Source organism: Massilia sp. 01N417 (assembly GCF_056399645.1).
Window position 1 is genome coordinate 170,538 of the sequence record NZ_JBFTRS010000011.1, and the last position, 9,214, is coordinate 179,751.

The 9,214-nt window shown below is 67.7% G+C and carries 10 protein-coding genes; 4 read left to right on the forward strand and 6 right to left on the reverse strand.

Features of this window, described 5'->3' with window-relative positions; all coding sequences use genetic code 11:
• Positions 1-4 precede the first annotated feature (4 nt).
• Positions 5-2,332, reverse strand: coding sequence for a GH92 family glycosyl hydrolase (locus AC1DOQ_RS14050; protein ID WP_477364955.1), 2,328 nt, complete (start codon positions 2,330-2,332; stop codon positions 5-7).
• 173 nt (positions 2,333-2,505) lie between these two features.
• Positions 2,506-2,940 carry a potassium channel family protein gene (locus AC1DOQ_RS14055; protein WP_477364958.1) on the reverse strand — a complete coding sequence of 145 codons (435 nt, stop codon included), beginning with the start codon at positions 2,938-2,940 and terminating at the stop codon, positions 2,506-2,508.
• Between the two features lie 150 nt (positions 2,941-3,090).
• Here AC1DOQ_RS14055 and AC1DOQ_RS14060 point away from each other — a divergent pair, with 150 nt between their 5' ends.
• On the forward strand, positions 3,091-3,969 hold the full coding sequence (locus AC1DOQ_RS14060; RefSeq protein ID WP_477364962.1) for an NAD(P)-dependent oxidoreductase: 879 nt from the start codon (positions 3,091-3,093) through the stop codon (positions 3,967-3,969).
• Positions 3,970-3,986: 17 nt separating this feature from the next.
• Positions 3,987-4,820 (forward strand): hypothetical protein, encoded by an 834-nt coding sequence (locus AC1DOQ_RS14065; protein ID WP_477364965.1) that lies wholly within the window; start codon positions 3,987-3,989, stop codon positions 4,818-4,820.
• Here the strand turns inward: AC1DOQ_RS14065 and aqpZ are convergent.
• Positions 4,817-5,563, reverse strand: coding sequence for an aquaporin Z (gene aqpZ / locus AC1DOQ_RS14070; RefSeq protein ID WP_477364967.1), 747 nt, complete (start codon positions 5,561-5,563; stop codon positions 4,817-4,819). The two genes, AC1DOQ_RS14065 and aqpZ, sit on opposite strands and share 4 nt — an antisense overlap.
• A gap of 143 nt (positions 5,564-5,706) precedes the next feature.
• On the opposite strand from aqpZ, the gene AC1DOQ_RS14075 reads away from it, so the two are divergent.
• The gene (locus AC1DOQ_RS14075; RefSeq protein WP_477364994.1) at positions 5,707-6,222 is read left to right on the forward strand and encodes a DUF1993 domain-containing protein; all 516 of its coding nucleotides are present in this window, start codon (positions 5,707-5,709) and stop codon (positions 6,220-6,222) included.
• 19 nt (positions 6,223-6,241) lie between these two features.
• Here the strand turns inward: AC1DOQ_RS14075 and AC1DOQ_RS14080 are convergent, their stop codons facing one another.
• The 3 genes from AC1DOQ_RS14080 to AC1DOQ_RS14090 are packed head-to-tail and all read right to left on the reverse strand — an operon-like array spanning position 6,242 to position 8,681.
• Positions 6,242-7,051, reverse strand: a complete 810-nt coding sequence (locus AC1DOQ_RS14080; RefSeq protein ID WP_477364970.1) for a LytR/AlgR family response regulator transcription factor — start codon at positions 7,049-7,051, stop codon at positions 6,242-6,244.
• Positions 7,048-8,205 carry a sensor histidine kinase gene (locus AC1DOQ_RS14085; protein ID WP_477364973.1) on the reverse strand — a complete coding sequence of 386 codons (1,158 nt, stop codon included), beginning with the start codon at positions 8,203-8,205 and terminating at the stop codon, positions 7,048-7,050. Before AC1DOQ_RS14085 ends, AC1DOQ_RS14080 begins: the two co-directional genes overlap by 4 nt.
• A 47-nt stretch (positions 8,206-8,252) precedes the next feature.
• Complete coding sequence (locus tag AC1DOQ_RS14090) at positions 8,253-8,681, reverse strand: DUF2141 domain-containing protein (RefSeq protein ID WP_477364976.1); 429 nt, start codon at positions 8,679-8,681, stop codon at positions 8,253-8,255.
• Positions 8,682-8,897: 216 nt separating this feature from the next.
• On the opposite strand from AC1DOQ_RS14090, the gene AC1DOQ_RS14095 reads away from it, so the two are divergent.
• Positions 8,898-9,214: transposase (locus AC1DOQ_RS14095; protein WP_477364979.1), on the forward strand; the 317-nt coding region annotated here is incomplete at its 3' end.

A 9,214-nucleotide genomic window follows, 5' to 3' on the forward strand; every position in this document is an offset into this window, starting at 1 on the left:
GATTTTATTTCAAGGACCCTGCCTGCTTCCCCGACATTGACGGCGGCGCCTGCCGCGGGTCGGCGCCCCAGGCCTGGTTCGGTTCCGGGCCCATCGTGAACACGAACGTGCCGCCGTTCGCGATGTCGGCCTGGCTGAACCACGGCCTGGTCCAGGGCTTGCCGTCGAAGGTCGCGGACTGGATGTAGAGGTTGCGGGCCGAGTTGTTGCGCGCGACGATCTCGAACACCTTGCCATTGCCCAGGTGCAGGCGAACCCGGTCGAAGAGGGGGCTGCCCAGGATGTAGTCGCCGGTCGAAGGATCGACCGGGTAGAAACCCATCGCGCTCATGACATACCAGGACGAGGTCGAGCCCTGGTCGTCCATGCCGGGGTAGGCGTAAGCGCTGGCATCGCTGCCGTACAGCTGGTCGAGAATGCGGCGGACCAGCGCCTGCGTCTTCCAGGGTTGGCCGCTCCACGCATACAGGTAGGCCGCCTGCTGGTCCGGCTGGTTGCCCTGCACGTATTGTCCGATCATGCCGGTGCAGTCGCGGCAGATGCCCTTGGGCGTGTAGGGCGTGGAGAAGAAGGCGTCGAGCTTGGCGTTGAAGGCGTCGCGTCCGCCGAGCAGGCCGATCAAGCCGTGCACGTCCTGCGGCACCAGCCACAGCGTGGACCAGCCCGAGGCTTCCTTCATCATGAAGTTGTAATAGGGCTCACCCGGGTCGAAGGGCGAGATCCACTTGCCGTCGTCGGTGCGGCCGCGCATGAATCCCGTCGAGGCATCGAACACGTTCCGGTAGTTGGCGGCGCGGCGCAGGAACATCTGCGCGTCATCAAGCTTGCCGAGCCGGCGCGCCATGTCGGACAGCGCGTAGTCATCCCAGGCATATTCCAGTGTCTTGGCGACGCCGGCCTTGCCGCCCGCGTAGGGCGGGCTGGGATTACCCGGCGGGATGAGGTCCGAGATCCAGCCATTCTGCATGTACTCGGCCAGGTAGCCGCGCGGACCCTTGGGATCAAGCGCATTCTTGCGCAGGTAGGCATACGCCGCGGCGTAGTCGAAGGGGATGCCGCGCCGCATGGCGCCGTCATAGAGCAGCACCGCATGGTCGCCGTGGAAGGAGGTGTTCATGTAGCCGCGTTCACGGGCCATGTCGAGTTCGGACCGCATGATGTCCTGCACGACCTGCGGTTCGAGCAGCATCAGCAGCGCGATCTGGTTGCGGCCCGTGTCCCAGAACGGTACCGGCCCGTAGTGGTCGTAGGCGGCCGCTTCGGTATGGCCGGCGGCATCGGTGAACGGCTCGCCCTTGCGTGCAACCAGCCACGGGCTGGCAAACGAGTGGTACAGGGTCGAATAGAACAGCATGCGCTGCTTCGGCGTGCCGCCGCTGACCTCCACGCGGTCGAACAGTTCTGCCCAGGTGGCGCGCGCCTGCGCATGCACACGCTCGAAATTCCAGTCCGCCGCCTCGTCGCGCAGGCGCTGCTCGGCTTCGGCGGCGCTGTAGCCGTGGGCGATCCGCATCAGCACCTGCTCGCCCGCCCGCGTCGCGAACGTCAGGTAGGCGCCGGCATTGCCGCCGGATACGGTGCGCCGGCCGGCCTCGACGTCCTTGTCGCCGAGCACGCCCCACTGGCCCTCGTGGACTGCGCGGAACGTGCCGAAGCCCGTGAATGGGCGCGAGAACTCCGCGACGAACCATGGGCCATCCGCGGCCGGGCCGCTGTCCTTGCGCGTGGCAAGGCCGACGATCTTGCGGTCGCCGACCACCTCCACCTTGCCGCCGGCGCGGCGCAGGTCGATGACGACGTTGGCGCGCCGGCTCTCGGGGAAGGTGAAGCGCATCAGGCTGGTCGACCGCGTCACCGTCAGTTCCACCCTGGTACGGAAGGTGGCCAGGTCGACCGCGTAATAGCCGGGCGAGGCCTTCTCGGTCGCCTTGKCGTAGTAAGCCTGCGTATAGCTCGGCGGCACGGTCCAGTCGCCCACCACCGGCATGACGATCGGCGCGGCCTGGGCGCCATAGGCCGAGCCCCCGCCGGTAAAGCCGATCATGGTCGGATTGGCATAGGCGTAGGAAGCGTCGACGCCCATGGGATAGCTGAGGTCGACGTTGACATTGACCGGTGCCGCCTCGGTCTTGCTTTGGGGGAGCCGCGCGCCCGGCGAGGTCAGTCCCGAATACAGCAGTTCGCCGGCTGGCGGCGCGTTGCCGATCAAGGCCGGCTGGTCGAGAGGGGCGGTGCCGACCAGGGGATTGGCCAGGTCGACGGCCGATCGTGCGGACGAGGGCGCGCCGCCATGTTGCGCCTGGGCGGCGCCGAAGCCGGCCAAGGCCGCCATTGCGGCGGCCTGAATGAGACGGCGGCGAAGGATTCCGAGAGCTGCGTTCATGGCCTCTTCCAGTTATTGAACCCTAAGCAATTTATACAGAGGAAGCCGATGAGCTCAATAAAGTTTCACATTTCCGGGCCAGTTTATGTTTGCCGACTAAACGAGCGCCCTGGAAAGGCCGGCTATGCATCCCGCCCCCGGCCCCAGAACCGCTCCATCGACAGATAGGTGTACGACGCCGTCCACCCGATCAGCAGCATGCCGTTCAGGGCCTCCAGCCCCGCCAGCAGGCGCAGGTCGCCATGCGGCAGCACGTCGCCGTAACCAAGCGTGGTATAGGTCTCGGCCGAAAAGTAGAGGCAGCGCGTGAAGGGCAGGTGGCCCGGTTCGCCCATGCTGCCGACGCCGAAGGCGGTCGCAAGCAGGTAGTAGGCGCCGCCATACAGCAGGATCTCGGTGAAGTGGGCGGCGAAGGCGCCGAAGATGACGAAGACGAGCTGCAGGCGCGGCTGCACGCGCAGGGTGGGCAGCAGCGCGCTCAGCAGGCGCAGCACCTCGTAGTGGATGAAGGTCGTGGCGACCAGCAGGAACAGGCAAGTGACAGCGGCAATTTCCATGGAGTTCGTGCGGGACCTGGGGAGCAGCCAGCTTAGCGTGCGGCGGCGGCAGGCGGCGCAGCGCATGGGATGCGCATTCCGTCCTGCGGACATTCATGATTGCTGCTCTAATATCGCTTTCGTTCGCTGTTCGGATAAAGGAGCATTCACATGACCATCGGATTCATCGGCCTTGGCGCCATGGGCCAGCACATGGCCGCCAACCTGTTGCGCTCCGGCCAGCCGGTCCACGTCTGGAACCGCAATCCGGAGCCGGTGCGGCTGCTTTCGGCCAAGGGCGCCAAGCCGGCCGCCACGGCCGCCGAGTGCGGCATCGCCGACGTCGTCTTCAGCATGCTGGCCGACGACAATGCGACCCGCGCCGTGATGATCGACGGCGGCGTGCTGGATGCGATGGCGCCGGGCAGCATTCACGTCAACATGGCCACGGTCTCCGTCGCCTTCGCGCGCGAGATGGCGGCCCTGCACGTGGAGAAGGGCATCGGCTACGTCGCCGCGCCCGTACTGGGCCGCGTGGACGTGGCCGCAGCCGGCAAGCTGAACATCCTGGCCGGCGGCGCCGACGAACTGATTGCGCGCGTGCAGCCGCTGCTCGAGCTGATGGGCCAGAAGACCTGGCGCTTCGGCGAGGCGCCGGAGCAGGCGAACGCCATCAAGCTGGCCTGCAACCTGACCCTGGCCTGCGCGATCGAAGCGATGGGCGAAGGGGCGGCGCTGGCCGGCGCGCACGGCATCCCGGCGGCCGGCTTCATCGACCTGATCACGAGCACCTTGTTCGCCGGCTCGCCCGTGTACAAGGGCTATGGCGGGATGATCGCCGAGCAGCGCTACAGCCCTGCCGGATTCAAGCTCTCGCTGGGCCGGAAGGACGTGCGGCTGGCGGTGGAAGCGGGGCACGATAAAGGCTTGCCGCTGGCCTTCGGCGACAGCCTGCTCGGCGTGCTGAAGGAAGCCATCGACCATGGCGACGCCGACCTCGACCTGGCCGCCCTCGGCAAGAACGCCGTCCGCCGCGGCAAGCCGGCCTGAGCACCCACGGAACCCATATGGAAAAACTGATCGCAGAACTGGCGCGCCTCTACCTGGCGCCCGAATCCGTGACCCGCGAAGTGCTGGCGTCCCACATCCTCGGCAAGACCACCCTCGCCATCAAGCTGACGACGGCGGATGGCCTGGTGCGCGCGCTGGCCATTCCCTTCCGTAAGATCTTCGGCGACGGCGAGGCCGGCCACTGGGACCGCCTGTGCGTGGTGGCGAATGCCCTGCAGGCCGAGCTGGGGCTGCCGGCGCCGGCGGTGAGCATTGATGGCGCCAGCGCCTACCGCCTGTGGCTGTCGCTGGAGACGCCAGTGCCGGCCGGCGAAGCCCAGGATTTCCTGGAGCTGCTGCGCAAGACCTATTTTCCGGGAGTCGAGCTGGCGCCGGACGCTGCCACCGCGCCGGTCTACCTGCCGCCCTGCCTGAATCCACGCAGCGGCAAGTGGGCCGCCTTCATCCATCCCGGCATGGGTGCGTCCTTTGCCGAGGAATCGGGGCTGGAGATGGCGCCGCCGCTGGCGGGGCAGACCGGCTTCCTGGAGAGCGTGGAAAGCATCGCCGAGGACCAGTTCCGCAACGCCTTGCGCGTGCTCGAAAAGCGCCAGGCGCCCGCGGCTGCCCCCGCACCGGCACCCGCCGAACCGGTATCGACGGCGGCAAGCGATGCGCTGGCCGCCGAAGCCTTCGTGCTGCAGGCACCGCCGGGCGCACCTGCTCCGGTACGGTCAAAGGCCGCCGCACCGGACGGCCCGCTGCTGAAAGACGCCACGCTCGAAGACATCGTGCGCCGCCTGCACGCGATGAATATCGAGCCGACCTTCCGCTTCGTGGCGCCGCGCTAATGGTGGACCGGCCGCCATCCGCCTTCCGGACGGCCCGCCACGTCCGGTTCCGGCACCTCGCGTTCCAGCACGCCTCGGTACAGTACGCCGGCCAGGACGCCGCCCAGCAGCGGCGCCAGCCAGAACAGCCATAGCTGCGACAGCGCCCAGGCGCCGGCGAACAGGGCCGGTCCGGTGCTGCGTGCCGGGTTGACCGAGGTGTTGGTGACCGGGATGCTGATCAGGTGGACCAGGGTCAGCGCCAGGCCGATCGCCAGGCCGGCAAAGCCGACCGGGGCGCGGGTATGGGTGGCGCCGAGGATGACCAGCACGAACATGAAGGTCATCACGACTTCGGTGATCAGGGCCGAGCCGAGCGAGTAGTTGCCGGGCGAGTGCTCGCCATAGCCGTTGGCGGCAAAGCCGGCCGTTGCATCGAAGCCGGGCTTGCCGCTGGCGATCGCGTACAGCACGGCGGCGGCCACGATGCCGCCCGCAACCTGGACCACGATGTAGGGCGCGATCTGGCGCGCAGGAAAGCGGCCGCCGGCCCACAGCCCGACCGTCACCGCAGGATTGAAGTGGCCGCCCGAGATCGGTCCGAGCGCATAGGCGCCCGTCAGCACGGTCAGCCCGAAGGCCAGCGCGACCCCGGCCAGGCCGATGCCGACCTCGGGAAATTTTGCGGACAGCACGGCGCTGCCGCAACCGCCGAGCACCAGCCAGAAGGTGCCGATGAATTCGGCCAGATATTTTTGAAGCATGGCATTCTCCTCGCCACTGCATGCGTGACGTAAATTCATTCTAGATGCCGGAAAGCGGGGCGCCAGCCGAATCTCTCGGCAGTACGCCCGCACCCTTGCGCCCGAAACCAGCTAAACTATTTTCACCATAACGAGGAGAAATGATGGCCCTGTCCCTGTCCAAAGCATCCGTGCCGGCCTTCGTGCGCGGCTTGAACGTCCTGTCCGACCTGCTGAAGAAAGGCGAGGAGCACGCCGCCCAGGCCGGCATCGCGCCCGAAGCGCTGCTGGGCGCACGTCTGGCCGAGGACATGCTGCCGCTGTCCGCCCAGGTCCAGCGCGCCAGCGATGCGTCGAAGTTCGCGGTGCAGCGCCTCAGCGGCGGCGACGCCCCGAAGTTCGCCGACGACGAGACCAGCTTCGCGCAGCTGCAGCAGCGCATCGCGAATACGATCGATTATCTTCAGGGCGTGGACCTTGCCCAGGTCGATGCCGGCGAGGACCGCGAAGTCAGCCTGAAATTCGGCAGCTTCGGCGCCACCTTCAGCGGCGAGAGCTACCTGCTGAGCTTCGCGCTGCCGAACTTTTATTTCCACGTCGTGACCGCCTACGACATCCTGCGCAACCAGGGCGTCAAGATCGGCAAGCTGGATTACCTGGGGCCTTTCGAGGCCACGTGAAGGATGCGCCGGCCGGGCGCTACATCTGCCTGAACAGGTCGGCGTAATTGCGGCTCACCACCAGCTCTTCCGGCCGTCCCTTGAGCTTGACCAGCAGCCGCCCGCGGAAGTCGGTGCGGGTGCCGGCCACGTGACGGGCGGCGACGATGACGCCGCGGTGGATCTGCCAGAACTTCTGCTCGTCGAGCTGTTCGCGCAGCTGGCGCAGCGGGGTGCGGATCAGGTGTTCGCCGTCGGCGATGAAGACGCTGGTGTATTTGTCGTTGCTCTGGAAGTAGATGACTTCGTCGACCGCGATCAGGCGCGTCTCCTGGCCTTGCGCCGCGCGGATCCATTGCAGCGGTGCCGAGGGGGCCGCCGCTGCCGGTGCGTTGGGGACGGGCACGCCGAGCTGGCGCAGCATCGCGGCCAGCTGGGCGGCGGTTTCCGGCGCGGGCGCCGGTGCGGAGCGTTCAGGCGGCTGCGCCAGCGTCTCCTTCAGGCGGCCCACGGTGCGCTGCAGGCGCTCCAGGCGGATCGGCTTGAGCAGGTAGTCGAAGGCTTCGCTGTCGAAGGCCTGCAGCGCGTACTGTTCGTGGGCGGTGGTGAAGACCACGCGCGGGGACGCGCCGCCGGCGCTCAGGCGGCTGGCCAGCTGCAGCCCATTCAGGCCGGGCATCTGGATGTCGAGGAAGACGACGTCGGGCGCCAGCTCGTCGATCAGGCGCAGGGCCTCCACGCCGTTGGGCGCGCGGCCGACCACCTTCAGGTCGGGCCAGGCCAGGGCGAGCTGCTCCTCGAGATAGGAGAGCAGATGGGGTTCGTCGTCGGCGAGCAGGGCGGTGGTCACGCTTGGTCCAGTGGTAGTGGCGATGGCGGTGGCAGTGGCAACAGCAGGCGCGAAGTCACGCCGCTGGCCTGGTTTTCCAATAATTGTAGCTGAGCCTTGGAGCCATGCAGGCTGCGCAGGCGCTCGCGCAGGTTCGACAGGCCGACGCCGCCGCCGGGCCGTGGCGGCGCGGCGCCCAGTCCCATGCCGTCGTCGCTGACTTCGACGGACAGGACACCCGCCGCACAGGCGGCGCACACCAGGATCTCGCCACCTTCCATCTTCGGCTCGATGCCGTGCATGACCGCGTTCTCGACCAGCGGCTGGATCAGCATCGGCGCGATGTTCACGCCGCGGCAGCCTGCGTCGGCCTCGATGCGCCAGCGCAGGCGCGGGCCCAAGCGCACCGCCAGCAGGTCGAGGTAGGCGGCGGCCAGGTCGAGCTCGGCGCCCAGGGTCGCCTGGTCGGCGCGGCTGGCGGCCAGGCTGGCGCGCAGGAAGTCGATCAGGCGTTCCAGCATGTGCCTGGCGCGATCGGGCTCGCTGCCGATCAGGCTGACCACGTTGGCCAGGGTGTTGTACAGGAAGTGCGGTTCGATCTGGGCCTGCAAGGTGCGCAGGCGGGCTTCGGCCAGCAGCTGGCCGGCCTCGGCGATCTGTTGCTGCTGCTGGGCGGCGGCGGTCTCGCGCGCCAGCCGGCGCTCGTTGGTGGCCAGGATCGCCATCGTGATGGCGGTGACGATCAGGCCCATCGGCAACATGGGCGCCAGAGCGCCGTCGCGCACCAGGGCGGTGTAGGGATCGACGCCATGCAGCAGGGCGTCCGGCACGGTGAAGCCGAGCACGGCGCAGCATTCGATCAGCAGCACCTGGCAGGTGCGCATCGCCCAGGATCGGCGCGCGGCGGCTTGCGGGGCGATCCGGCGCAGGGCGGCCAGGGCGCCGTGGATCAGGAAGCCGATCGTGTTCGAGGTCAGCAGCGTCATGCCCAGCAGTTTCGGGGTGGGCACGGCACTGCGCGTGCCCGTGAGCGCGAACAGGACCGTCAATGCGATGCCGATCAGGCTGCTCCACAGGGCCGTATAGACCAGGTTGCGCCGCGTCGACGCGGGCCAGCGCCGGAACAGGGCGAACATGTCCAGCGGGTGATTGGCACGGACGGGGTGGGTCGGCATCGTTTCTCCTTGTTGAGCAACCGAGAAATTACCACAAGCCATAGGCCTTAACGCAGGCTGGCGCTGACGGAAGCGCCGTCGGCCGGCACCGTGAACCTGGCGGCCTCGAAGGAGGGCGGGCCCATGAAGCCCTGGGCGTCCTTGCTGAAGGCGACCGCCTCGGTCGGCCGGCCCATGCGGTTGGTGTCCATGCGGCCGTTGCCGTTCGCGTCGTGCAGGACCGAGAAGGCGTAGTCGCCCGGCGCCAGGTCCTTGAACACCACCGTGGTGCTGCCGGCGACGGCATCCACCGAAGTCTTGCGGACCGGCTGCTTCAGGTAGCCGGCGGCGCCGTCGTACAGCGCGACCATCAGCTGGCCGTCGTTGTTCTCGACGTTGTCGATGCGGATCGTGAGGTCGGCGGCCTGGGCGCCGGCGGTGCAAAGGATAGGTGCGAGGATGAGGGTGAGGATGGTGCCGCGGATCGCGATGTGCATGCTGTGCTCCCTGGTTGTCGTTGTCGATGGGGGCACTCTAGGCAATCCGGCGCCCGGCCGCGGCGGCTTGCGACGAAGTGCGGCAGTGCGGCGCGAAATGCAGGCAGGCGGCGCGAATTGAAAGACAAAAAAAAGGCTGTGTGCGCGTTAATTATGTGAACTGAAACGGGTTGTGCAGGTCATACGCATTGTCGAGTTAACTCATGTGGAGTGACGATGCCGAGCCCGACCTTCGATCAACTGTTCGGCTTGCTGACGGCGGCAAGCCTGGCTACCTCGGACGTGGCACGGCTGCGGGAATGGATCGCGCGCATCGCGCACCCTGGCGCCTGCATCGCTCTGATCGAACAAGCCGCAGCCGGACGGCCGTGTCCGCATTGTGGCTGTCCCCGCAAACACCGCTGCGGCCAGGCGAGCGGCCTGCAGCGTTTTCGCTGCCTCGGCTGCCGGCGCAGCCATAACGCGTTGACGGGCACGCCGCTCGCGCGCCTGCGCAAGAAGGCATGCTGGCTGTCTTACCTGCAATGCCTGCT

What these genes read in the sequence shown, in the direction of transcription:
- AC1DOQ_RS14065 (WP_477364965.1), top strand. Translation starts at nt 3,987, where the DNA reads ATGGAAAAACTGATCGCAGAACTGGCGCGCCTCTACCTGGCGCCCGAA.
- AC1DOQ_RS14090 (WP_477364976.1), bottom strand. Translation starts at nt 8,681, where the DNA reads ATGCACATCGCGATCCGCGGCACCATCCTCACCCTCATCCTCGCACCT.
- AC1DOQ_RS14060 (WP_477364962.1), top strand. Translation starts at nt 3,091, where the DNA reads ATGACCATCGGATTCATCGGCCTTGGCGCCATGGGCCAGCACATGGCC.
- AC1DOQ_RS14075 (WP_477364994.1), top strand. Translation starts at nt 5,707, where the DNA reads ATGGCCCTGTCCCTGTCCAAAGCATCCGTGCCGGCCTTCGTGCGCGGC.
- AC1DOQ_RS14055 (WP_477364958.1), bottom strand. Translation starts at nt 2,940, where the DNA reads ATGGAAATTGCCGCTGTCACTTGCCTGTTCCTGCTGGTCGCCACGACC.
- aqpZ (WP_477364967.1), bottom strand. Translation starts at nt 5,563, where the DNA reads ATGCTTCAAAAATATCTGGCCGAATTCATCGGCACCTTCTGGCTGGTG.
- AC1DOQ_RS14085 (WP_477364973.1), bottom strand. Translation starts at nt 8,205, where the DNA reads ATGCCGACCCACCCCGTCCGTGCCAATCACCCGCTGGACATGTTCGCC.